The following is a 22430-nucleotide window of genomic DNA, read 5'->3' as shown; positions in this document are numbered from 1 at the left end:
TTGTGATTACAAAACAAATGTGAGACACAAGGAGGTATCATCATATGTCACTATTAGAAGTCAGAAACCTCAGGAAAGTATATACCACCCGGCTGGGCGGCAACAAGGTACAGGCGCTGGATAATGTGAACTTCTCTGTGGAGCAGGGAGAATACGTGGCCATCATGGGGGAGTCCGGTTCCGGCAAGACCACCCTGCTCAACATCATGGCCTCCCTGGACAAGCCCACCAGCGGGCAGGTGATACTGTCCGGCAAGGATATGGCGGGAATCCGGCAAAAGGACCTCTGCGCTTTCCGCCGGGATAACCTGGGATTCGTCTTTCAGGATTTCAATCTGTTGGATACCCTCTCCCTGCGGGACAATATCTTTCTCCCTCTGGTGCTGGCCGGCAGCGAATACGACAAAATGGAAAAACGCCTTGCCCCTCTGTCCGTCAGGCTCGGCATCGCGGATATCCTGGAGAAATATCCTTACGAGGTCTCCGGCGGCCAGAAGCAGCGGGCAGCGGTAGCCCGGGCTCTGATTACATCGCCCCAGATTGTACTGGCAGACGAGCCCACAGGAGCGCTGGACTCCAAGGCATCCGACAGGCTGCTGGGCATCTTCTCGGAGGTGAACGAAGAGGGCCAGACCATCCTCATGGTGACCCACAGCATCCAGGCAGCCAGCCGGGCAGGACGTGTGCTCTTTATCAAGGACGGCGCAATCTTCAATCAAATCTATCGCGGCAGACTGAACGATGACGAAATGTACCAGAAGATATCGGATACCCTGACAGTGCTGCACGCGGAAAAGGAACATCTGAAGAATACAGCAAAGGAGGAAGCATGATATGAAGAACGGAACGAAGAAAAAAGTCTCGCTGCTGCCCCGGATAGCGGTCTCCAACATCCGCAAGAATACTTCCACCTATCTCCCTTACATCGGCGTCAGCACCTTTGCCATGTTCACCTACTTCGTCTTTGACCTGATACTGAAGAACGATATCATGTACAACCTGCCCAAGGGCGTCTATACCCTGATACTGGTCAACATAGGCTTCTGGCTGCTGGGAATCATCATGGTGCCTTTCCTCTATTACACCAACAGCTTCCTGATCAAGCGGCGCAAGAAAGAGCTGGGACTCTACAGCATACTGGGGCTGGAGAAGAAGCATATAGGCATCATGATGTTCTGGGAGAGCCTGATCATATACGGCTGTGTCATGGCAGGCGCCATCCTTCTGGGGCTGGTATTCTCCAGACTGATCTTCCTGCTGCTCCTGAACCTGGCCAAGATGCAGGTGGATGTGACGTTCACGGTGAGTCCCGCAGCTGTCACGGACAGCCTGTTGTTCTACGCTTTCATCACCGCTCTGAACCTGACAGTGAACCTGATACAAGTAGGCCGGGCCAACCCCCTGGAGCTCATGAGCGAGTCCAGGAAAGGCGAAAAAGAGCCCCGGCACATCCTGCCCATGAGCATCACAGGCTTCTGCGCGCTGGGGGCAGGCTACCTCATCGCCCTTTTCTCCAAGCTGGAATCCCAGGTCTTCACCGATTTCTTCCTGGCCGTCTTCCTGGTAATCGCGGGCACTTATTTCCTGTTCACCTCCGGCAGCATCGCAGTCCTGCGCTTCCTGAAGAAACGGAAGAAGTTCTACTACCGCCCGGAGCATTTCGCCACTGTCTCCGGCATGCTCTACCGCATGAAGAAAAACGCCGCCAGCCTGTCCAACATCTGCGTCTTCTCCACCATGGTCATCATCACGGCGGTGTGCACGGTGGTGGTCTATGCGGACATGGACACTATCGTGTCCTCCGGTTTTAAGCGCGTAATGGAGATTACCTGCTTCGGGGAGGCGAAAGCAGATGCCGACAGCCTGCAGCAGAACGCTGCCGTACTGGCAGAGGAAAACCATGTCCGTCTGGAAGATGAATTAATCTATGACAGCATTGAACTGTCCGCTGTCCTGGAAGGAAACACTTTCCAGATTCCGGACGACCAGTTCAACATCTTCAGGGACCTGAAATATGTATTGCTGATGACACAGGAGGAATACGAACGGATGGAGGGAACTCCTGTATCCCTCTCCCCGGATGAAGTCCTGATCTACAGCACCGGAGCAGATTTCGGGAGAGACACCGTCCGTTTCCGGACGCTGGAGTACAGGGTAAAGGAGGAGCTGGGCGAATGCGGCATAGGCAGAAAGGCGCCGAACAGCGTTTTTGAAAACCTCTATCTGGCAGTGTTCCAGGATGAACGGCAGGTAGAAAATGTATGCGCGGAATTTGGAATGGACAGGGCGGCTTCTCACACCTGTTTCTACGGCTTCCGGCCTGAGGGGGAGGACGCGGAGATCGACGCATTCTCATCCGCCCTGAGCCAGTACCTGAACACGGTGCCTGGATTTGCCGGATACGATGACCACAGAGCCAATATGGAGGACCAGAAAAGCATATACGGCGGGCTGCTGTTCATCGGCATCTTCTTCGCCGCCATCTTCCTGATCTGCCTGCTGATCATCATGTACTATAAACAGCTCACGGAGGGCTTCGAAGACCAGAGGAATTTCGAGGTCATGCAGCAGGTAGGCATGAGCGACGCGGAAATCCGGCGCACCATCCGGACTCAGATCAGCATGGTGTTCGGCCTCCCACTGTTCGGGGCATTCTTCCATACGGCGGTGGGCATGCGCATGGTGTACATGCTCCTGGGAGCTATCGGCTTCTTCGAATCCGCCCTGCTGATTGGCTGTACTGCGGCAGGCTGCCTGGTATTCGCTATCATTTACTGCTTCAGCTATAAGAGGACTTCCATGGCATATTACAGGATTGTGAAACAGATGAACTAGGCCTCTGGAACCAGCATGTGATTTACCTGCAGTCCGGTCCTGCTGCCGGACTGCAGCATGATGATTTTCTGCGGAGTCCAGGCCACTATTCCCCTTTCACAGTATAAGCCTCCAGCTCCAGACCTGTGGCATCCTCAAACGCCGATGCCCACTCCCCGGTACAGTAGAATACAAGCGCCCCCTGTCCGCCGTCGCCTGTCGCATAGAACCTCTCGGAATCCCTTTCCCCCTCAAGCAGGCCGTTATATATCCCTAAAACTTTTCCGTCAATCCAGTCATGCTCCACATCCATTTTCCAGGAATATTCCTGCCCGCTCCATTCCAGCGAAACGGTTATGGTTCCCGTACCATTTTCCCAATCCATATCCTCCGTATCTTCCCGGATGTCCTTCACATCATCCAGGATGCTGCCAGCGGCAAGTTCCCGCATCCCCTCCAAAACCGTGATATAATCCGTACAGATGTCCCATCCCTCAAAATCAAACCAGAATACCCCGGCGCTTTCCTCCCAGGCCAGATTGGACAACAGCCATGTATAAGGATATTCCTCCACATATGTGACTATGTCATATTCTTCCATATGACCATACCAGTTTTCCTCCATATCAGCCGAAATATCGAATCCAAAAGAACGTAAAACCGATATCTGTTCCTCAAAAGGCAGATGTCCAGGGTCCATGCCCCTCCGGGAATCCCAGATAGCCAGCCCCGCATTTGCCGCAATATATCCCAATGCCACAAAGAAGAACAATATGGTAAATACCCAGTTGGGCACATATTTCTTCCGTTTCCCGGCAAGGATTTCCAGATGCTTTTCTCTGCACAGCCCTCTCAGGCTCTCTATCTGTTCGCTGCTCTCCATGCTCCATTTCGGAAGAAAAAGGAAGCTCTTTTTGTCCTTTTGATAAAAGAACAGGCCCATCTCAGTCTCCACCATGCCAAACAGGCCATCCCAGGGCACTGTGGCGCTGCTCTTCCCCGATATGCCCTGCCGTATCCCTGTCTCCGTAACCGATGTTTCCCAGATGTCTTCTGCTCTATACCGATTAGTCCCCCTGCGGACCCGCTCCCTTATCTCTTTCTCGGGGTTCACTGACCGTTTCCGCAGCAGCATCAGGAAAATCAACATTCCCATGAGCAGCGCGATATGGGTGACCTTTCCCGCGTCCGGGTACCGCCATACCGCCCAGCATGGGAGCATGATGAATACTGCCGTAAGGATTATCCAGGGGAGGATATTTTTCTTCCGCTCGTTCAGCGTCCCCGCCTGAATGATTTCCGTGGCGTCTGCCATCATCCTGACCCATTCCTCATCTCCTACCTGAAAGGACAGGCTGAGGTATTCCTGTTCCTCCCCGCAGGATGCCTCACGGCTCTCCTCAGGCGAATCCGCGCGCTCTCCCGCTGTCTGCGGGTCCTTTATAAGTTCTATGAACCTGTCCCTCTCCCGCTCGTCCGCAAATACGCGCAGCGGGATGGAATACCATCTGATTGTCTTTGCAGCCTCGCAAAATCCCAGCATGAGCACATGGCGGGTCATCCTGATCTCTGTAATATAGCTGCAGGAAATCTCGTTGTACATCTCCCCTTCCACATTCCCTTTCAGCATGCCGTCCTCTATCCACATGGTCCGGGTCTTTTCGCACAGCTGCCCTTTTATCGTAAAATAGCCCCGCACTATGAAAGCCATGTATATCCCCAGGAGCAGCGCGACCACCGTCAACGCCCCAGGCCAGGACAAGAGGATGCATTCCACCGCCAATATCACCAGAAACAGCAGCCATCTAAAGCGTCGGACACGCAGCTGCTCCCATATCACTCTGCTCCATAATTCCCTGACTTCCTCTTTTGTCATCTGAAATGTATATTTTCTCATCACCCAGTCCCTCCTCCCCTCTATTTTAGCATATGTATTTTCAGTAAGCTATAGTTTCTCCAACACCTCTATTGATTTTGTCCCGGAACTATTCTACAATAAGGTTCATAGAACCCAGAAACCGGGAAAGGCAGGAGACAGGAAATGACAAATCGTGAAAAATTTATCAGGACATTGAAATGCGAAAAGACAGGCGGCCAGGTGCCCACCTTTGAACTGGTGTTTTTCCTGACCATGGAGAAATTCGGGAAAGTGCATCCCTCCCACCGCTACTACTCCCAATGGAATCAGATGAGCCATTCGGAGAAAAGCCTGCACATGAATGAAATGGCCCAGCTCTACATAGACACGGCCAAAGCCTATGGACACAGCGCCATATTCGTCCATCCCAATCCGGGCGGGCTGGCAGAAACCCAGTGGCTCCTGGAACTGATTCGTGAAAAGAGCGGGGACGAGTATTATATCATGGCCCACGGCGACCCTACCTGGGCAATCCCCGACGGGGAGGGGATGATGGAATTCTCCACACGGATGTACGAGGAGCCGGAGAAGATGAACGAAGAGTCACAGATTCGGGTGGAACAGGCCCTGGAATTTGCCCGGGCTCTGGATGAACGCGGGCATCTGCTGGACGGATTCACACTCTGCTCGGATTACTGCTTTAACGTGAATCCCTTTTTCAGCCCGGAAAAGTTCGACGAAATCATCGTGCCTTACCTGAAAGAGACTATCACGGAATACAGGAAGATGGGATATTACACCATCAAGCATACCGACGGGAACATCATGCCCATCGTAAAGCAGATTGCGGACTGCGGGCCGGACGCCATCCATTCCCTGGATCCCCAGGGCGGGGTCTCCATTCCCGAAGTGCGCAAAATCATCGGAAACGAAATCGCTCTGGTGGGAAATGTGAACTGCGGCCTGCTGCAGACCGGGACAGAGGAAGAGTGCAGGCAGGACGTGCTCAGATCTCTGCGGGAGGGCATGGCGGAGGGCGGAGGATATATCTTCTCTACCTCCAACTGCGCTTATACAGGCCTTGCCCTGGAGCGCTATGAGATGATGATAGATATCTGGCGGCAGTACGGTAATTACGATAACTATGAGCGGAATTTCGGATAGAGTTCCCTGAATCCCGCAGCGGCAGCAAATACCCTGTCCGCCTGTTCCGACAGGCAGACAGATAACAGCGTGCCCGGTCTAAAGAAAGAGGGCGAAAAGCTGCCGGAACTGTCGAATATGAACAAGGCATGGCCGCTGGAACTGCCCGATACGCGGTAACGAATCGGCCGAAAGCAGGGAGAGCCTCCTGATTGTATACTGCGTATGCTTTTCTTGCTCCGATATATTTCGCCCCCGCCGCGCCGTTTCTGATGAACCCCTCCGCATCCTCCGGCGGATAGCCCGGGAAAAATGTGACTGTAACAAAATAAACCACACAGGCGGCGGTGAAAAGCGCCGCCTCCTGCATCCTGAATACTTCCTTTCAAATCCCTGATCCATATAGCCGACTGCCACCGCCGCCGACATCAGGTTCAGGCGAGAGCCTGCCCATGGGACAATGCCTGCACAGAAAGTTTTCACGCCCTGATAAAAAGGGAATGGATCAGCCGGTTCCGTATCATGGATTACAGCCATGCATACAGGCTTGTATTTGAATATATAGAAGCATTCTGCAATACAGTAAGGATTCACAGCCATTGTGGCTACCACTCCCCAGGAGAATATGAAAAACGGTATCCGGATTCAGGAGTTCCGTGAAGAGATGGTAACCGAATTGGATGATTCGGAAGACATGATCGCAGAAAACGATGGAATAGGATTCTATTGATTCGACAAAAAGTCCATGTTTAACTTGTACTTTTTCTTGACATAGTTCCACCCGCTAAACACTGTTTTTAGCGGACATTTTGTCTATTCTAATTTATTGGCTTTAAATCTTACACATAAAACTTTTTAATTATTACATGTGTAGGATTTTATGCCAACACTTTTATTGACTTTTTGTTCATTCTACATTATAATATATTACATTGGTAATATTTTAGGAGGTGCCTGCGAATGAAAGGTTTGCCCCAAATTTCAGAAGCTGAATTTGAAGTTATGAAAATTATATGGAAATATGCCCCAATCAGCACAAATGAAATAACAGACCGTTTAGTAAAAACGACAACATGGAGTCCTAAAACAATACAGACATTGATAAAACGCTTAGTGACCAAAGGCGTTCTATCATACGAAAAGCAAAGCCGGGTATTTGTCTATACGCCATTGGTAGGCGAAGCCGAATATATAGGGCAGGAAAGCAACACTTTTCTCAACCGTTTTTATGACGGCAATATTACAGCTATGCTCTCCGCCTATATTAACAATGACAAGCTGTCTGAAACTGAAATTGATGAACTCCGCTCTCTTCTTTCCAAAAATTAAGAAAGGGGAAACCGCTGTGGCAGAATTTATGATTCCGTTTTTCATATGCAACATTTTTATCAGCATTATTATCGGAATACTCCTGCTTGCAAAACATTTGTTAAAAAATAGCCTGACCAGCCGAATGCAGTATAATTTATGGTATTTATTGCTTAGCTTATTAGCCGTTCCCTTTATTCCGGTTCAGCCAATCCGTTTCCTGCAAATTTTCGCATGGTTTAGGAACTTAAAAAATGCATCCTCATCCCCCATTGGAGATATGATCAATGAGACTGCTCCCACAAACCAGTCTGTTACTGCAAACTGGATGAACGATTTCTGTATATCCGTAAGCAGAAGGACGCCTTCCACAATCGGTTTGATACTGTTTATCTTATGGTGCATCGGTATTTTTATCATGATATTGTTAATTACAAAATCAATGCTCCGTTTTCACAACATGAAAAACTCTGCGCTGCCATTACAGAATCCGGCTGTACGCAGACTGTATTATGAATGTTTAGATGAAATGCATATTAAAAAGCCTATTCCGATTTACAGTACGGCATTTTTGAAATCGCCTATCATTGCCGGATTATTAAAACCGTGTATCTATATGCCGATTCATCTGATTTCGGACTATGATGCAAACAGCATAAAATATATGCTGATGCACGAGCTTGGGCATTACAAGCACAAAGACGCACTGGCAAATTATTTCATGAATGTCATCGGCGTCTTATACTGGTTCCATCCGCTTGTATGGTATTCACTGAAAGAAATGAAAAACGACAGAGAGGTCGCCTGTGACACTTCCATATTAAAACTGCTGGATGAAGGGGACTATGAAGATTACGGAAATACACTGATTAACTTTGCAGAAAAAGTGTCGCTTAGGCCATTTCCTTTTTCAACCGGAATCAGCGGAAACATGAAGCAAATGCAAAAACGCATTTTGAATATTGCAAATTATCATCCGGCTTCTTTCCGGAAAACTTTGCATAGCGCCGCCTTATATATCATCATTGCTTTTTTTCTTTTAGGGACTGCCCCGATCCTGTCTACACAGGCTTCGGAAAATAACCGCTACTACTTTAGCGAAACGAACCATAATGTTACATATATTGACTTAAACGATATTTTTGAGGGATATAATGGCAGCTTTGTGTTATACGATGCAGCCGAAGATTCATGGCAGATTTATAATAAAGAATATGCCACCGCACGTATATCCCCTGCTTCCACCTTTAAAATATACAGTGCTTTATTCAGTCTGGAATCCGGAATTATATCCCCTGAACAATCGTTGATTCCTTGGAATGGGCAGAACTATATGTATGACCTATGGAACGCTGACCAAACCTTAGAATCTGCCATGCAAAATTCCGTCACATGGTATTTTCAGGCACTTGACCAGCAATCCAGTTTGCCCTCCATAAAGGAGTATGTTAAGGAAATAGGCTATGGCAACCAGCTTGTTGAAGGCGACATATCCTCTTACTGGATCAATTCGGCATTGAAAATATCGCCTGTCGAACAGGTCGAAATGCTGACAAAATTATATTACAACCAGTTCGGATTTGCACCGGAAAACATCAAAGCCGTCAAAGATTCCATCCGTCTTTATTCCATGGATGAAGGCATTCTTTCCGGGAAAACAGGCACGGAAGAAGTAAATGGGCTCAATACCTCCGGCTGGTTCATTGGATATGTGGAAAGGGACAATCACACCTACTTCTTTGCCACAAATATCCAAAGCGACAAACTCGCTTCAGGCCCTCTTGCCACGGAACTTACTTTTTCTATTCTATCTGACTTAAACTTATGGAATACCTATCAGGAATGAGGGGCGGACAGCTCCTCATTCTTTTCTGATAAGTTTCACATCTATAATCTCCGGAACGTTTAGAAAACGAAACGGATATTTTGTTAGTCCGATACCGCTGCCGACATACATTCCGGTAAATGATTGCTATAATCTGATACAATATGAATCGCAATTTCCTTTGCCAACGGACTGGATACGTTCATACCATCTGTCCTTCCAAGACGCACGCAAAAATATAACTTCCCCTCTGCGGTTTCTGCAAATCCGGTAAACCATGCGTCAACAACCCATTTCCTGCCGCTCTTTTTTTCTTCCTCCATTTCTTCTTTTACATCTTCCACAACAATCCTTTCTTCTGTACTGCGTTCTTTCGAACAGCCCGTTAAAAGAACTGCGCATATAAATATCCAATATCCCAATTTAAAATAGTTGTTCCTCTTTTCATAATATGTCTTTCTATTCTTTTTTGCCAAACCAGCCTTCCAGAACTTCTTTCTCTTTTCCCACCACATAGCCGCTACCTCCTCTCTCCTTTACATCTTCTACCATGCTCACAATCAAAATCGGATGTTCCACTGTGTTTTCTGCTGTAAAAATAGCAAACCATCCAAGCTCCGTGCCGGAAGTATCCTCTTTCGAGGCTTTGATTTCTGCCGTTCCTGTTTTCCCTGCCAACAAAGCATCCTCCCGGTGCGCTGCATAACCCGTTCCATGTGGATCATTGATAACCTTTTTGCTTCCCTCCAACACAAGGCTCGTTGTATTTTCAGAAAAAGCATTTGGAATCCAGTATTCCGGCTCTGCATCTGGACAATAAACAAAATACGGTTTTACCACATTTCCTTTATTGCAAAAGGCTGTATAGATGCATGCCATGTGGAGCGGATTAACCAGAATCTGTCCCTGTCCGTATCCGCTGTCCGCCAGTTGTATCTCCGTTTCAATATTTTCCGTGTTGGAATACTGTGATTCTGCCATTACAACTTCAAAGGGCATTTCTTCCCGAAAACCCAGCCTTAACAGGGAATTTTTCATTTCCTCTGCGCCGATTTTTAATGCCGCTTTTGCAAAGTAAATGTTATCAGAATAAATCAAAGCATTTTCTAGAACAACCGGATCATAAGCATGGAGGGTTGTCACATAATATGAACCCCATGAAGCGTCTTTCTGCCAGCTTAATCCTACATTCCCATAATCTTTATTGGGTTCAATCGCCCCTGACTCCAAACCGATTGCCGCAATAATGGGTTTAAAGACAGAACCTGGACACCACGCCTGACGGAACCGATTATACATTGGCTTATTTTCATCCTCATTCAATGCCGTCCATTTTTCACTGGACAATCCCATAATAAAATCATTGTCATCATAAGAGGGTGTGCTTACCAATGCCAGCACCTCCCCTGTGTATGGATTCATCGCCACTGAACAGCTTTTATCACTCTGAAACTGTTCATATAAAGCCTTTTGAAGTCCTGAATCTATTGTCAGCTTTATGTCTTGTCCATTTTCTGCTATACGGCGGGCAAGCTCTTCTTTTTCATTCCCATCCGAATCCACAATATAAATACGACACCCGTTCTGCCCCTTTAATTCTCTCTCAAACAATCCCTCTGCTCCGCTTCTTCCAATCACACTGCTTGCCGTATAGCCTTCATCTGCGTGCTTTTCCAAATCCTCCGCTGTCACATTCTGAACATAACCGACCAAATGCGCCCCCGCATCTTTCAAGGGATACGACCTTACTTCCATATCCGAAATCATAACCCCCGGTATCTCAAGCAGCCGCTGTTGCCTTTCATGCTCTTTTAGCGCTTCTTCATCCGGCTCTAATGACATCAATTCTATTTCTTCCACTTTTCGCAGTGTTTTGACCGGAACAAAAGAATCATCCTTTACCCACTTTGCCGATAACTTCTTTTCTATTTCTTCCGGCTCCATTGTAAGCAGCTCCGCTATCTGCCCTATCGCATTGTCTCTGTCCTCCAGTTCTCCCGGTACAATTCCTACGGAAGATGCAACACCTGCTCCTGCAAGGACACGGCCATTTCTGTCTAATATTTCTCCTCTTTTGGCCTGTGTGGTGGAAACCCTTACTCTGTCCGTGGAGGATAATCCCGGATAAATCAGAGAATCGCTCCATGCCAACTTGTAGCCGTCTTCTCTTTTCAGAAAAAATGCCTCGTTTTCAAAACTGATATTTCCTGCAGAAGTATCAAATGCCGTCTGATACTTCACCACGTTTCTTTCTTCATCGTATAAGTTAATTGTGGTTAATTTTTTCCGCTTCCGGCACCTTCAACGCCTCCATTGCCTGTTCGGCCGTCAGCTTCAAAGATTCAATCAAATCCATTATCAACCTCAATCAATGTCTTTTACTGCAACATGCACGAAATTTATAACACTATCGGCCAGCTTTATTTTCATGATATGTCTACTCTGCTGCTTAAAACAATTTCAACAATTGAACGTACTTTGTCTAATCCACATCCGAATACCTCTCCCCAAAAATCTTAAACCGATTTTTGTCATTCTGATAAAATCCCAAAAGCTTCGGTCGGTCCTCGCACTCCAAATACACGATTCCCCCACCTATGTCTCTCTGGACTCGCCCCAATATTTCAAACGCATCATCCATCAAAGCATTTCCGGACAATTCCAGGTTCCCTTTAAATCCATAATTTTTCCCAAACTGCGCGATTAAAAAGGCGGACACTGTGTAGGAGTTTGTATTTCCATCCAACTGTGCATATCTGGACAGTTTTCTTCTCATCGTCGAAGAAATATCTGCATTTCCAATTTCTACTGCCTTATGGGTTAAAGTAAAGATTGCTGCAATCTCGGACAAGAAAAATCGGAGAGAATTGCACTTAAGTTCTCCTCTCCGATTGCTTCCAGCATATCCAATATATTGACTACTGTATATTCCTTCATTTTATCGAACCCTCTTGGACATCAATCTCCGTATCTCATCTATATTTGTCATCTGGCGGCTCACCTGTGCGGATGGCTCTCTTTTGGGATCATCTGCCGAAGCATCAAGAGCCTTGATAAAGGATTCAATTTTTTTCGGATCAGTAATCTTTACATTGGTCAGTATACTGGATGTAGCCATTCTATCGCCTCCTCTTCAACAAAACACTTGTTTTCCTGTTTTTATTCTTATCTTATCATCTCCGGACTCTTTTTTCAATCAGTTTATGCAATTTTCAGATTCTGAATCATCTGCTGTCACTTTGCAATTATTTACTATTTTAATATATGCACCTCACTGAAGTGTCTGCACCATCCCGGAATTATCCATTTCTCCCAATTCAGCAACCTCCATAGCCTTTCCAAACTTCCCAATTTCCCCCTGATACTTCTCATCCGCCACATGAGTATCAATGTCAATCGTTATACTGTAATGTTAATCTCCATGATGCTCTGCACCACCTTCGGCTGCATATCTGCCCAAAAGCATCAGCTGCAGAATATGTGACATATGGTCGGGAAATATAAATCCTCAAAATACAATGTTATCATAGTATTGATTTGCATGTTCCATTGTGAATACTGGATATTTTTAATTTCATGTTGCCTCACCGTTTATATTTCAATCAAAACAGTTTGTTTTTAAACTACTTTACAAAAACATATCCATATGTTGCAATCCAAATTCCCTGTTTCAGAAAAGAAAAAGAGCCCCAGATTTCTCTGAAGCTCTTCAAAACTTGCCATAAAATTTGGTGTTAGTCAATAACTGTGTTGGTTTCCTGGTTTTGGCTGTATCAGAATACTGTGTTTATGGCACTTTCAGGCTGCACCAACACATATGTTGACTAACGCCTAAAATTTTAACTGGCTATACTACATAGCCCCCATCTGCGCCGCCACCTCAGCAGCGAAATCCTCCTGCTTCTTCTCTATGCCCTCACCAGTCTCAAAACGCACGAACCTGCTGATGCTCAAATCAGCGCCGTTCTCCTTGGCTACCTGTGCCACATACTGCGCCACGGTCTGCTTGCCATCCTCAGCCTTTACATATACCTGCTCCAACAGACATACTTCCTTCAGCTCTTTGTTCAGACGGCCCATGACAGCGCCCTCGATAACCTTCTCAGGCTTGCCTGCCATCTTGGGATCCTGTGCAATCTGAGCTGCAAGGATTTCTTTCTCATGAGCCTTGTATTCCTCAGACACATCTGAAGTAGCCACGTACTTGGGATTCAGAGCAGCCACCTGCATGGCAAGATTCGTCAGGGCTTCTTTCACAGCATCATTCACCACATCAGTCTTCGCCTCAATGATAACGCCGATTCGTCCGCCACCATGTACATAAGTAGCTACACAGCCATCCGCTGCCACTACCTTCTCGAATCTCCTGATGCTCAGTTTCTCGCCGATAACGGCAATCTTATCTACCAGAGCCTCTTTCACTTTCTTGGCGCTGTCCTCAATCCATGCCTCCTCCAGGAAAGCTTCGATGTCGGACACCCCTGTCTTCACAGCCTGCTTAGCCACCGCCTCCACAAACTGCTGGAAAGTCTCGTTCTTTGCCACGAAGTCAGTCTCGGAGTTCACCTCCACCACTGCGGCTTTCGTGTCGCCTTCAGTGGCGATGCGGCAGATACCCTCAGCCGCAATCCTGCTCTCTTTCTTCACAGCTTTGGCCTGTCCGCTCTTTCTCAGAACCTCCACGGCCTCTTCCATATTTCCATTGGTCTCATTCAGAGCCTTCTTACAATCCATCATGCCGGCGCCGGTCTGCTCACGCAGTTCCTTGACCATTGCAGCAGTAATCTCTGCCATTTATATCATCCTCCTGTTTCATCTCATATTTCAGTCCTGCCCAAAGCTTTATTCTGCTGCGGCTATCTCCTCGATATCCTCGGCAGCGCCAGCTTCTGCTGCAGCTTCCTCCTCGGTGTAGACAGCCTCGCCCTGATTCGCCTCGATGACAGCGTCCGCCATCTTGGAGACAATCAGCTTTACAGCCCTGATTGCGTCATCATTTCCGGGAATGATGTAATCCAACTCCTCAGGATCGCAATTGGTATCGCCGATACCAATCAGAGTGATACCCAGTGCATGGGCCTCCTGCACACATATTCTCTCTTTCTTGGGGTCTACTACGAAAATAGCGTCAGGCACTCTGGTCATGTTCCTGATACCGCCCAGGTTCTTCTCCAGCTTCTCCCACTCTTTCTTCAGCTTAATGACTTCTTTCTTGGGAAGCACGTCGAAAGTTCCGTCCTCAGACATCTTCTCGATGGCGTGAAGCCTGCCGATACGAGACTGGATGGTCTTGAAGTTGGTCAGCATGCCGCCCAGCCATCTCTCGTTCACATAATACATGCCGCAGCGCTCCGCCTCGGTCTTTACAGCGTCCTGGGCCTGCTTCTTGGTTCCTACGAACAGAATGGTGCCGCCCTGTGCAGCGATTTCAGACACTGCCCTGTAGGCCTCGTCCACCTTTCCCACAGATTTCTGCAGATCGATGATGTGGATGCCGTTCCTCTCTGTGAAGATGTAGGGAGCCATCTTAGGGTTCCATCTTCTGGTCTGATGTCCGAAATGGACGCCTGCTTCAAGCAGCTGTTTCATTGAAATAACGCTCATGTCCTTACCTCCGTTTGGTTGTTTTCTTCCGCATGGCCTCCCCGCCGGATTCGCGTTTTAATCCGACTGTCTCCGGCAACTACCCTTCTGAAAAGAGCACCATTGCCGAATCGGTCTGCGTGTTTTTTGCCTTTCAGGCAGCTTCAAAAGCGCAGCTACGCACTTTCCAACATTCTGCATTATAACACAATACCTCCTGCCGTGCAAGAGGTATTGCCAAAATATAACGATTTTCGGTTCATTTATTTCCCATGATAATCCTTACGATTTCCTCCTCGTCAGTGCCTTTGGCAATCTCATAGGTACCCTCCTGAATGATTCTGGAATAGCTGTTGGAGCAGATGTAATAATCAAGGCTGTCCGCGTCCTCCACCAGCCCCAGCTCCTCCAGAAGCTGGCAGACACTATAAGAAGTGACTCCCTCCTCGATGACCACAGTGATGATGTCTCCCTCAGCCGCAGTGCTACTTGACTGTCCATCATTTCCAGCAGGCATCGGATCGGCTTCTCCATCATCCGTATCCGGCATATCGCCAGCCTTGTCTCCCCGGGCATCTTCAGGCTCGGAAGCCCCCTCCCCCTCCGTGCTTTCCACATCGTCCAGGCCGGCTTCCTCCTCAGACACAGCACTAGTCCCTCCAAAAGCTCCGTCTTCCGCATCAGGCTGCCGCTCCTCAGGTGGCGCCGACATATCGGGGATGTCCGACAGCCTTAAAGAATCGCTCTCTACCATCCCAAGCTCCATTGCCCTGACTTTTATCTCAGCATCGCTTAAAGGCACCTTTTCCCCTTTGACCACTCCCATCAGCAGAGAGGTCACGATGATTCCAATTCCCAATCCCCGCATTTGATATCTCAGTTTCACTTATTTCCTCATTTCTATCGGTTCTGGTATAAATCAATCACCAGCTTTACTTCTCCTACACCCAGCTCCAGCTCTCTGGCGATATCCGCCAGGGGTTTTCCCTTTCGGTAGAGCTCCCTGATTTTTTCCTTATTGCTCACGAAACCGCTTTCTTCCAGAGAATCATCTGTTTCGGAAAAGACCACCGTTTCCTCTGCCAACTCCTCCGCATCCTCTGTCTCCGGACTGGTTTTCCCATACTCTGCTGTCTGCAGGCTCTCCGCCCTATAATCAGAATCCGTGTCTACCGTCTCCGTCACCTGACGCTTCAGAGCAGTTATCGCCTCCTCCGCTTCTTTTGCGGCGCGGTTCACCTCCATCACCGTGTTCTTCAGGCTGGTATGCTTGTTGTTGAGCATATCGTAGAGAAACATGACCTCCTCATGGTTTTTGTGGATTTCTGTCAGCACAGTGTCGGAATACTCGTTGACAGCCATAATTTTTTCATTGGAAATCCGCTCCAGAGAGCGCTCAGTCTTCTCCATGGCATCGGATACCGATTCCTCCACCGCGTCGTCCAGGTGGCTGCGCACCGCCACAAGCTCCCGGTCTATCATTTTCCTGATATCTTCCTCCGTGAGTACGTCAGCGGATGCCCCTTTTTTGTCCGGGATAAAGAAACTCAGCGTAAAAATGACCCCTCCCGCAATCAAAAGGATAATTTCCATTATATCCATTTTTGTCCGTCCATTCTAATCTGCATATTTGTCTTCCGGGATTATATCTTTATATCAAAGCCCCCGCTCCCTTTCGGTACGACACGCTCCTGGGCAGCCTGTTGTTTCTTCCGCCGTCTTCCGCCGTCCCCGCTATACTTATTATTTCCCTTTTCCTTGGCATCAGGCTTGTTCTCATGCCACTGGGTATCATCGCTCTGGTGTACACCGCGTATATTCTGCTCTGTGGTCTTCTGGAACTGTTCGCTGAAATTCGCCTGATCCACATTTACCTTGTTATCTTCATTATGCTTGATTGTGGTGTAATCCTGCGCCCTGGATATCGTTGTCAGTTCAATTGATCCAAATGCCATAATCTGCCTCCTTCCGCTTACATGGCCACCATGCGCACCTCGCCGTCCTCCTTGACGAACTTGCAGTAGCGATAGTCATTCTGAAGCGTCTTTGACACATTCCGGATGACAATTGTCGTATTAGGATAGGCCTGCTCGTTGATGATGACCTCACCCTGCTGCCTGTTCTCCATCATTGCCTGCAACTCTTCTATGCGCGTATTCAGCTTCTCCAACTCACTTGATTTCTCCTGTATCAGCGATACGACGCTCCGCATATACCTCAACTGGCTGTCATTGAACTTGACGCCTTTCTTCTGCTTCTCCTTGAAATTATCGAAGACCACCTGTGCTGCATCAGCAGTCTTCTTGCTCTCTTCCGCAGTCTTCTGTGCTCTGTCGTACTGGGACTTGATCAGGGGATCCACGCCCACCTCCAGCGTCGTCGCCGTGCTCATGCTGCCGCCCACGGTCTTCGCTGTGATGGAATTCGCCGCCTGGACCAAGCCTCCCAATATGATTCCTCTTCTGCCATCTACCCTCACATCGCTGCCGGCTGTCACCACACAGTGCATGATGGCCTCTGACTCCACATAGCCCCTGCTCACGACCCTGACATTCTCCAGAAACTTGACCATGATATTACCGCCAGCCCTCAGGTATCCTTTACCCATTCCGTTCATGCCTTTGGCTATGATGATGTTCCCGCCGGCTATGACCCTCGCGCTCTCCACGCCGCCGTTTATCACCACATCGCCCCCGGCTTTCACCTCCATATTGGCAGTGACGCTTCCGGAAATCTCAACGTTTCCGTCATAGTCAATATTTCCTGTGGAAAGATCCACGTCCTTTACTTTGTACACGCTGGACACCACTACTTTACCATCCAGCAGGACTACATGACCGTCTACGTCCGAGGTAATTGTCAGCTTATCCTCAGAAAGGGTAATATTCTTACCGAATTTCAGCGACTCCTTTTTGACATCCTTGGGCTTGATTACGGTGCCGTATACATCATGTCCGGCTTCGCCGTATCGCTCCGGTATGATTCTCGCCAGCACATCTCCCTTATGGCACTGATTGATAGTCGTCAGATTATAATAATCCACCCGTCCATCCTCCAAATGGGCAGGGCGCTTGTTCCTGTCCGTATTGAAGCTATACTCTATACGCGCATCTTCCCCCGGATCCGGTTTATTGCCTCTGGCCACCAGAATATCCGTACAGAACATGCCCTCCGAGTTGAAATGCTCCGCCAGAGCCTCTTTCTTTATCCCGTAGACAATCTTCTGCTGCTCGATTTCCTTTAAAAATCCCTCCATCGTCAGCCGCTTGCCGCCCTCCGAAGGCGGGATGAAGCGCACCGTGGCAATCATACAGTCCTTGCTCACGTTCAATGTATATGTCTCATCACAGACCGGGCACTTACCGCTGCCCAGATGGCAGACACCACCCATGCCCATGTTGAATTCTGTCTCTACTTCTCTTCTGTCATATTGGATTTTCAGGCCGTTCAGATATTTCCAGACCTCATCCAAACGAACCTCCTCCCCGCTGCCGCTGGGCTGATGAAAAGCGATTCCATATCCTCTGGAATCATTTACCAACTGAAAGTAACCATTCTCCATAGACCACACTCTCCCTTTGCTTAATTGTCTGAAAGAATCCCCATGTAGTTCCCCATCTTTACTTTCATCTTCTTCAATGCCCTGGTATGCAACTGCGATACCCTGGACTCGGAAACCTCCAGTATATTGCTGATTTCCTTTAAGGTAAGTTCCTCATAATAGTAAAGAGTGATTACCTTCTGTTCTTTCTCTGTCAGAAGCTGTAATGCCTCCCCTAAGACCTTTGTCAGCTCTTCCCGCTCCACCCGCTCTTCCGGTGCCTCAAAGTGGGAAGTCGTATGTCTGCTGCTATCATGGGACACATCGCTGCCCTGCTGCATATATTCGTCCAGGGAAACCAGACCTGTAATCTTCATCTGGGACTGCCAGTCCAGATATTCATCATTAGATATACCAAGTCCTCTCGCGATTTCTTCATCGGTAGCGGCATGCCCTTCGCTCTGCTCAATCTGTTTTATCACTGCCTCGATTTTCTTCTGCTTCTGCCGTATGGTCCTGGGTATCCAGTCCATCTTACGGATTTGATCCAAGATAGCGCCTCGGATGCGCAGGCTGGCATAAGTCTCGAATTTCACATCCTTGAGACAGTCGAACTTATCTATGGCATCTATCAGGCCAAAAATACCGTAACTGACCAAATCTTCATATTCCACATTATAGCCCAGATACATGCTGAGCCTGCCAGCGACCACCTTTACAAGAGGAGCGTATTCCAGTATAATCTGCTCTCTGGTTTCCGGTGATTTCGTCTTCGCATATTCTTCTAAGAGTCTCTTCTTGCCTGTCTCATCCATGAAACCTTCGCTCCTTATCTACAGTTTTATATCGCCAATTATGCCAGACATCGCCCGACGCGTCAAGCGCATTTTTCATAGAAACGCCATCTCGCCTCATACAGAACGCTCTCAGGACTGCCCTTCCGCTGCTTCCTGCTCAGAATTCTCCTCTTCCTTACCCTCCGTCCCTGTATTCTCCGAATCCTTCTCGATGACTTCTCCCTCTTCTCCCCGCTTTTCCTCGTTCTGCTTTTCAAAATAACCCACTGTCCATACCAGCGCGCTTCCCAACACGTAGAAAATCACCAGTACAGCGAACAGAGCAATCAGCTGCGTGTGCACAGGATATTTTTTTACGTATGTAATGATACATGTCACTGCTCCGGCCGTCAGCATGAGAAGAAGCGGTATGTTCTTTCTGTTCATTTATGTCTCCCTTTCATATGACCTTCTCTGGCTTTCCCACTGCGCGGATATGGTAAGCCCCTGTTTCAGGATAGAAAATGACAGTCCTGCCATAATTCAATCCTGTATCCGCTGCCTGAATCGGAATATTCAGCTGTCTCAGCTTCGCTTTGACCGCCTCCACATTTCGCTCTCCTACTTTGCCCACGGCATTGGCTCCGCCACCCTGGAAGTTGAACATATTGGCGCCGCCGGCGATTTTCGCCACCATACGGATGCGCCTGGCCCCTGTCCGTTCCAACTGTTTGACCAGCTCCTCTATGCCTGTATCCGCGAACTTCGCGATATTGTGCTGTCCGCCTGTGATTGACTTGCTGTCCGGCAACATAATGTGTACCAGGCCGCCAACCTTTGTCATCGGATCCCTGATTGCAATCCCTACACAGGAACCCAGCCCTAAAGTCATCACCCCGTCGGGGCTCTTGCAGGTCTTCAAATCTGCTATCCCTATTTTGAATATTTCACTCATGAGCCACTTCCATATCCTTTTTATCCGCTATTTTTTACTTTCCACGGTAAAATCACTACAAATCTACATCAACATTTCTCACATTTCGATAGGTACGCCCAAAGCTGTCAGTATCTTTTCATACGACTCCAGATCCGGAATCAATATAAAATAGCCGTCCAGCTGTACTTCATCATAAAACTGCGACTGAATCAGCAAAATCTTATCCCCATATATGCCGAACTGAATCGCCGGTACGCTGAGGATCGCCTCCGCCATGTCAACAGTCACCGCCGGCGGAGACGGAAGCACCGTCAGATTCGTCATGGAAGACAAGGAATTCAGATATGCGCCGGTAATGATGTTCCCTACCTCCTGCATGGCCGACAGCCCCATCTCATCGAATTCCATTCCTTCCGGAAGCATTCCTCCCGTAATTTTTCCAATCAGATGCCTGGCACTGTTCTCTTCCACCATGAACATCATATAGCCCGTGATGTCTCCCTCCACGGCCAGCAGCACGGCAGCCATAATCTGCTCCTCGCCGCCCATCAGTTCCCCTACTTCGGAAAACTCCAGCAGCCTCACCTGGGGAACTTTCATGTCCACCTTGCACTGAAGCATCTGCGAAAGGGCTGTCATGGCGTTTCCGGCGCCTATATTGCCGATTTCTTTCAGCACATCGTAATAATTCTGTGAAACCTGATCCAAATTGATATCTTTCATTCATATACCCCCATGTCTTTTTTGCAAGGCATTCTTTCTATTTTTTGGCAAGATACAATCGCTGCATATGTATACGCTCAAGCGATGAAATTTGCCTCGATGTCCCGGAAATCCTCTGCTCGTGAGTCAAGTCTCAGTGAAAGTCAGTATATACTGCATATCGCTGAATACTGCCTAATGCAATCATGCGATTGAACCAGTCAGCGTTATGCAGTCTGGTTTCATAGCAAGTGAAATCGTTAAGCAGTATCAATTATGACTCAGGACTAAATCTCTTCTTCTGCCTGCTCTTCCGCTCTTCCTCGAAGATATATTTGATGATTTCCTCCCTCTCCACAGGGTCTATGTCATAGTACTGGACTCTGTGCTCAAAGGTTCCGGGGCGATTGTCCAGCTCTATGCAGCTTATCACCTTGCATATCACTTCGTACTTTTTGTGCTCTCCGCCATTCATCAGATGGTAACTGCAATACAGAAGACTGCCCTGCTCAAAGCGCTGCGCGGCTACAAAACGAAGTCCGCCGCCGCTGATATCCACGATGACGCTTTCTTTCAGAGGAAAGTCATTTGACAGAGTATAAGGCATCCTGCTCTCCACTGTCTGCACTTCATCCTCTCTCAGTGTCCTGGCATGCATCTCCAGGGCACAGCGCAGGCGATAGAACTCGCGCCGCTGATATTTGCGCAGATTACTGGTCATTTCCACCAGGAGCAGATAGGAATTATTGCTCTTATAGCGATCGATAATTCTGCCCAGGCACTGGAACAGACCGCTGGAGCCATAGAAAATCATGTCATACTCACTGTCTATGGGAAGCAGAATCAATTTCGACTTCTCCATCGGCATGGTAATCTCGACGGTATCCTCAGACTGAATCTCGGTCACCTCACTGTGGTACACTTTCGCCGGACTTTCGGGCTTCTCCTCATCTTCCCGTGACACAGCCTGTAATTCAATCTTATCTCCGATTGATATAAATTTGGAAAACATAACAACCACCTGCCTTTACTTTTCGTTTTACCGTTTTGTTGTAATTATAGATGAAAAAAATGCTGCCATCCCTCTTTTGGGCTGTCTCTGTGCCTCTTCCCTGTCCAGAAGCCGCGCCGCAATACGCTCATAAGCCGCTGTAGACCTGGCGCCGGGATTATGGAGGGACACCGGAACCTGCTGCATCACTGACCTTGACAAGTGGAAATCCTCCGGCACGTAGCCCAAATACGTCATAGGAACTTTCAGATAGCGCTCAAGCACAGCATTCAGTTTATTAAAAAGCGTCTGTCCCTCTGATGCCTTCCCCACCCTGTTGGCAATCAGCTTCACTTTCATTGTCTCCGCATCAAATTTGGGATGCCGGTAGAGCGCCTTTACCAGTGAATAGGAGTCTGTAATCGAAGTGGGCTCAGGCGTAGTCACCAGAAGTATTTCGCCGCTGGCTACAAGGAATTCCAGCACCGCGTCAGAAATGCCCGCTCCCGTATCCACAATGATGATGTCGGCAATGCTGTCAAGCTGTACCAGGTTCTTGATGATGTAATTCAGATAATCATGGCTCAGATTGGACATCCCCACAATACCGCTTCCGCCGGAGATGAACCCCACCCCCATGGGACCCCAGGTGATGATATCCGTTATGCTCTTCCCCTGATAAATCAAGTCGCTGAGGCTGTGCTCGGGAACCGTGCCAAACATGATTTCAATATTCGCAAGGCCAAAATCCGCATCCAGAATGATGACACGTTTCCCCATTTTCTTGAACTGGATAGCCAGATTGATAGAGGTATTGGACTTACCTACGCCGCCCTTGCCGCTGGTGACAGCAATGACACGGGCCAATGATTTCGGCTGCTGCTTTTCAGCCTTAAGGATTCGTAACTGTTCCGCCTGATCCATCTCTTACCTCCTTACGTGCCTTTTTCTC

The 22430-nt window shown here is 48.2% G+C and carries 22 protein-coding genes; 6 read left to right on the top strand and 16 right to left on the bottom strand.

What is annotated here, in order from left to right; all coding sequences use genetic code 11:
* The first annotated feature begins 44 nt into the window (after positions 1–44).
* On the top strand, positions 45–833 hold the full coding sequence (locus NFS35_RS10570; RefSeq protein WP_251207091.1) for an ABC transporter ATP-binding protein: 789 nt from the start codon (positions 45–47) through the stop codon (positions 831–833).
* Position 834: 1 nt separating this feature from the next.
* The gene (locus tag NFS35_RS10565; protein WP_251207090.1) at positions 835–2835 is read left to right on the top strand and encodes an ABC transporter permease; all 2001 of its coding nucleotides are present in this window, start codon (positions 835–837) and stop codon (positions 2833–2835) included.
* A gap of 85 nt (positions 2836–2920) precedes the next feature.
* Here NFS35_RS10565 and NFS35_RS10560 read toward each other — a convergent pair whose 3' ends face one another.
* Positions 2921–4711 (bottom strand): YcxB family protein, encoded by a 1791-nt coding sequence (locus NFS35_RS10560; RefSeq protein WP_251207089.1) that lies wholly within the window; start codon positions 4709–4711, stop codon positions 2921–2923.
* A gap of 144 nt (positions 4712–4855) precedes the next feature.
* Between NFS35_RS10560 and NFS35_RS10555 the strand changes: the two genes are divergently transcribed.
* From NFS35_RS10555 to NFS35_RS10540, 4 genes are all read left to right on the top strand, one after another.
* Positions 4856–5836, top strand: coding sequence for a uroporphyrinogen decarboxylase family protein (locus NFS35_RS10555; protein WP_251207088.1), 981 nt, complete (start codon positions 4856–4858; stop codon positions 5834–5836).
* Positions 5837–6190: 354 nt separating this feature from the next.
* The gene (locus NFS35_RS29645; protein WP_334303553.1) at positions 6191–6475 is read left to right on the top strand and encodes an integrase core domain-containing protein; all 285 of its coding nucleotides are present in this window, start codon (positions 6191–6193) and stop codon (positions 6473–6475) included.
* Between the two features lie 300 nt (positions 6476–6775).
* Positions 6776–7144 (top strand): BlaI/MecI/CopY family transcriptional regulator, encoded by a 369-nt coding sequence (locus tag NFS35_RS10545; RefSeq protein WP_251207087.1) that lies wholly within the window; start codon positions 6776–6778, stop codon positions 7142–7144.
* Positions 7145–7160: 16 nt separating this feature from the next.
* Positions 7161–8969 (top strand): BlaR1 family beta-lactam sensor/signal transducer, encoded by a 1809-nt coding sequence (locus NFS35_RS10540; protein ID WP_251207086.1) that lies wholly within the window; start codon positions 7161–7163, stop codon positions 8967–8969.
* An 83-nt stretch (positions 8970–9052) separates the two neighbouring features.
* Here NFS35_RS10540 and NFS35_RS10535 read toward each other — a convergent pair whose 3' ends face one another.
* The 15 genes from NFS35_RS10535 to NFS35_RS10465 all read right to left on the bottom strand — a co-directional run bounded on the left by NFS35_RS10535 (position 9053) and on the right by NFS35_RS10465 (position 22402).
* Positions 9053–9463: a hypothetical protein gene (locus tag NFS35_RS10535; RefSeq protein WP_251207085.1), complete on the bottom strand. Its 411-nt coding sequence runs from the start codon at positions 9461–9463 to the stop codon at positions 9053–9055.
* Positions 9408–11189 (bottom strand): penicillin-binding transpeptidase domain-containing protein, encoded by a 1782-nt coding sequence (locus tag NFS35_RS10530; protein ID WP_330640162.1) that lies wholly within the window; start codon positions 11187–11189, stop codon positions 9408–9410. Before NFS35_RS10530 ends, NFS35_RS10535 begins: the two co-directional genes overlap by 56 nt.
* 697 nt (positions 11190–11886) lie before the next feature.
* Positions 11887–12066 carry a hypothetical protein gene (locus NFS35_RS10525; RefSeq protein ID WP_251207084.1) on the bottom strand — a complete coding sequence of 60 codons (180 nt, stop codon included), beginning with the start codon at positions 12064–12066 and terminating at the stop codon, positions 11887–11889.
* A 734-nt stretch (positions 12067–12800) separates the two neighbouring features.
* Positions 12801–13742, bottom strand: a complete 942-nt coding sequence (tsf, locus tag NFS35_RS10520; protein WP_251207083.1) for a translation elongation factor Ts — start codon at positions 13740–13742, stop codon at positions 12801–12803.
* 48 nt (positions 13743–13790) lie between these two features.
* Positions 13791–14552: a 30S ribosomal protein S2 gene (gene rpsB, locus NFS35_RS10515; protein ID WP_251207082.1), complete on the bottom strand. Its 762-nt coding sequence runs from the start codon at positions 14550–14552 to the stop codon at positions 13791–13793.
* 238 nt (positions 14553–14790) lie between these two features.
* Positions 14791–15417: an MltG/YceG/YrrL family protein gene (locus NFS35_RS10510; RefSeq protein WP_251207081.1), complete on the bottom strand. Its 627-nt coding sequence runs from the start codon at positions 15415–15417 to the stop codon at positions 14791–14793.
* 14 nt (positions 15418–15431) lie between these two features.
* Positions 15432–16133 (bottom strand): DUF6115 domain-containing protein, encoded by a 702-nt coding sequence (locus NFS35_RS10505; protein WP_251207080.1) that lies wholly within the window; start codon positions 16131–16133, stop codon positions 15432–15434.
* A gap of 41 nt (positions 16134–16174) precedes the next feature.
* A complete protein-coding gene (locus NFS35_RS10500; RefSeq protein WP_251207079.1) occupies positions 16175–16486 on the bottom strand; it encodes a hypothetical protein in 312 nt (103 codons plus the stop codon).
* Between the two features lie 17 nt (positions 16487–16503).
* Positions 16504–18093, bottom strand: a complete 1590-nt coding sequence (locus NFS35_RS10495) for a DUF342 domain-containing protein (protein ID WP_251207078.1) — start codon at positions 18091–18093, stop codon at positions 16504–16506.
* Positions 18094–18113: 20 nt separating this feature from the next.
* Positions 18114–18887: a FliA/WhiG family RNA polymerase sigma factor gene (locus NFS35_RS10490; RefSeq protein WP_251207077.1), complete on the bottom strand. Its 774-nt coding sequence runs from the start codon at positions 18885–18887 to the stop codon at positions 18114–18116.
* Positions 18888–18998: 111 nt separating this feature from the next.
* A complete protein-coding gene (locus NFS35_RS10485; RefSeq protein WP_251207076.1) occupies positions 18999–19295 on the bottom strand; it encodes a hypothetical protein in 297 nt (98 codons plus the stop codon).
* A 13-nt stretch (positions 19296–19308) separates the two neighbouring features.
* Entirely contained in the window at positions 19309–19803 is a 495-nt protein-coding gene (locus tag NFS35_RS10480; protein WP_251207075.1) for a chemotaxis protein CheD, read from the bottom strand.
* 78 nt (positions 19804–19881) lie between these two features.
* Positions 19882–20508: a chemotaxis protein CheC gene (locus tag NFS35_RS10475; RefSeq protein ID WP_251207074.1), complete on the bottom strand. Its 627-nt coding sequence runs from the start codon at positions 20506–20508 to the stop codon at positions 19882–19884.
* Positions 20509–20761: 253 nt separating this feature from the next.
* Positions 20762–21499 (bottom strand): flagellar brake protein, encoded by a 738-nt coding sequence (locus NFS35_RS10470; protein WP_251207073.1) that lies wholly within the window; start codon positions 21497–21499, stop codon positions 20762–20764.
* A 27-nt stretch (positions 21500–21526) separates the two neighbouring features.
* The gene (locus NFS35_RS10465; RefSeq protein WP_251207072.1) at positions 21527–22402 is read right to left on the bottom strand and encodes a MinD/ParA family protein; all 876 of its coding nucleotides are present in this window, start codon (positions 22400–22402) and stop codon (positions 21527–21529) included.
* Positions 22403–22430 lie beyond the last annotated feature (28 nt).

It is taken from the genome of Acetatifactor aquisgranensis, from assembly GCF_943193215.1.
Classification (GTDB): domain Bacteria; phylum Bacillota; class Clostridia; order Lachnospirales; family Lachnospiraceae; genus Acetatifactor; species Acetatifactor aquisgranensis.
Note: the sequence above shows the minus strand (reverse complement) of the source record. Positions and strands in the feature narration are given on the sequence as shown.

Excerpts from the sequence above, each read along its gene's own strand:
- NFS35_RS10470 (WP_251207073.1), bottom strand. The coding sequence starts at position 21,499 with ATGTTTTCCAAATTTATATCAATCGGAGATAAGATTGAATTACAGGCT.
- NFS35_RS10490 (WP_251207077.1), bottom strand. The coding sequence starts at position 18,887 with ATGGATGAGACAGGCAAGAAGAGACTCTTAGAAGAATATGCGAAGACG.
- NFS35_RS10525 (WP_251207084.1), bottom strand. The coding sequence starts at position 12,066 with ATGGCTACATCCAGTATACTGACCAATGTAAAGATTACTGATCCGAAA.
- NFS35_RS10565 (WP_251207090.1), top strand. The coding sequence starts at position 835 with ATGAAGAACGGAACGAAGAAAAAAGTCTCGCTGCTGCCCCGGATAGCG.
- NFS35_RS10495 (WP_251207078.1), bottom strand. The coding sequence starts at position 18,093 with ATGGAGAATGGTTACTTTCAGTTGGTAAATGATTCCAGAGGATATGGA.
- NFS35_RS10500 (WP_251207079.1), bottom strand. The coding sequence starts at position 16,486 with ATGGCATTTGGATCAATTGAACTGACAACGATATCCAGGGCGCAGGAT.
- NFS35_RS10505 (WP_251207080.1), bottom strand. The coding sequence starts at position 16,133 with ATGGATATAATGGAAATTATCCTTTTGATTGCGGGAGGGGTCATTTTT.
- NFS35_RS10560 (WP_251207089.1), bottom strand. The coding sequence starts at position 4,711 with ATGAGAAAATATACATTTCAGATGACAAAAGAGGAAGTCAGGGAATTA.
- NFS35_RS10570 (WP_251207091.1), top strand. The coding sequence starts at position 45 with ATGTCACTATTAGAAGTCAGAAACCTCAGGAAAGTATATACCACCCGG.
- NFS35_RS10480 (WP_251207075.1), bottom strand. The coding sequence starts at position 19,803 with ATGAGTGAAATATTCAAAATAGGGATAGCAGATTTGAAGACCTGCAAG.
- NFS35_RS10545 (WP_251207087.1), top strand. The coding sequence starts at position 6,776 with ATGAAAGGTTTGCCCCAAATTTCAGAAGCTGAATTTGAAGTTATGAAA.
- NFS35_RS10475 (WP_251207074.1), bottom strand. The coding sequence starts at position 20,508 with ATGAAAGATATCAATTTGGATCAGGTTTCACAGAATTATTACGATGTG.
- tsf (WP_251207083.1), bottom strand. The coding sequence starts at position 13,742 with ATGGCAGAGATTACTGCTGCAATGGTCAAGGAACTGCGTGAGCAGACC.
- NFS35_RS10465 (WP_251207072.1), bottom strand. The coding sequence starts at position 22,402 with ATGGATCAGGCGGAACAGTTACGAATCCTTAAGGCTGAAAAGCAGCAG.
- NFS35_RS10535 (WP_251207085.1), bottom strand. The coding sequence starts at position 9,463 with ATGTGGTGGGAAAAGAGAAAGAAGTTCTGGAAGGCTGGTTTGGCAAAA.
- NFS35_RS10555 (WP_251207088.1), top strand. The coding sequence starts at position 4,856 with ATGACAAATCGTGAAAAATTTATCAGGACATTGAAATGCGAAAAGACA.
- NFS35_RS10485 (WP_251207076.1), bottom strand. The coding sequence starts at position 19,295 with ATGAACAGAAAGAACATACCGCTTCTTCTCATGCTGACGGCCGGAGCA.
- rpsB (WP_251207082.1), bottom strand. The coding sequence starts at position 14,552 with ATGAGCGTTATTTCAATGAAACAGCTGCTTGAAGCAGGCGTCCATTTC.